Genomic DNA, 842 nt, shown 5'->3' with positions numbered 1-842 from the left:
CCTGGCACTGGACGCCCTGGACGAACTGGCCGGATGGGGACTGGTGCCGCCGGTCGTGGTGGCGGATGCCGGCTACGGACAGAACGCCGACTTCCGCGCCGGTCTGGCCGAGCGGGGACACGCGTACGTGGTCGGCATCCGCGGCGATATCACCGTCCAGCCGCACGACGCGCACCCCACGGCCCCCGCCTGGTGCGGCACCGGCCGCAGGCCCCAGCCCCGCTACCGGCAGCCACCGGTGACGGTAGCCAGCCTGGCAGCGGCCGCCGGACGGGACGCCTTCAGCGAAGTGACCTGGCGGGAAGGGTCCCGGGGCCCGATGACCTCGCGTTTCCTCGCGATGCGGGTCCGGCCGGCCGGGGTGCGCTCACGTCGGCTGGCCCAGGCAGCCGCAGTGGCCCGGCACGGCCGGTGGGACGGTGTCCTGCCCGAAGTGCGGCTGCTGGCCGAATGGCCCGACGGCGAGGACAAACCGACCCGCTTCTGGCTGTCCGACCTGCCCGACGACACCCCGGTCCCCGAGCTGGTCCGCCTGGCGAAGATCCGCTGGCGCATCGAGCACGACTACCGCGAACTCAAACACGGCCTGGGCCTGGACCACTTCGAAGGCCGCTCCTGGACCGGCTGGCACCACCACGCCACCCTGGTCACCGCCGCCCACGCCTTCCTCACCGAACAGCGACTGGCCCCAAAAGCCGACACACCGGCCTCACCCTCTACCAGACCCTCGACGCCCTCCAGGACCTGCTGAACTGCTGGACCGGCATCTGCACCACCTGCCACCAACCCCTGCCCAGCAGAACCACACCAAGATCAAGACAGACCTAACGGAGTCCTACTAG

At 71.1% G+C, this 842-nt stretch carries 1 protein-coding gene; it reads left to right on the top strand.

Annotated elements, in window-relative coordinates:
• Nucleotides 1-751 (top strand): IS701 family transposase (locus NQU54_RS48670; protein WP_257636672.1); only part of this gene is annotated, 751 nt, incomplete at its 5' end.
• Between the last annotated feature and the right edge of the window lie 91 nt (nt 752-842).

This window comes from Streptomyces malaysiensis subsp. samsunensis, assembly GCF_024519315.1.
GTDB lineage: Bacteria > Actinomycetota > Actinomycetes > Streptomycetales > Streptomycetaceae > Streptomyces > Streptomyces malaysiensis.
This window is presented reverse-complemented; position numbering and strand designations above follow the sequence as displayed.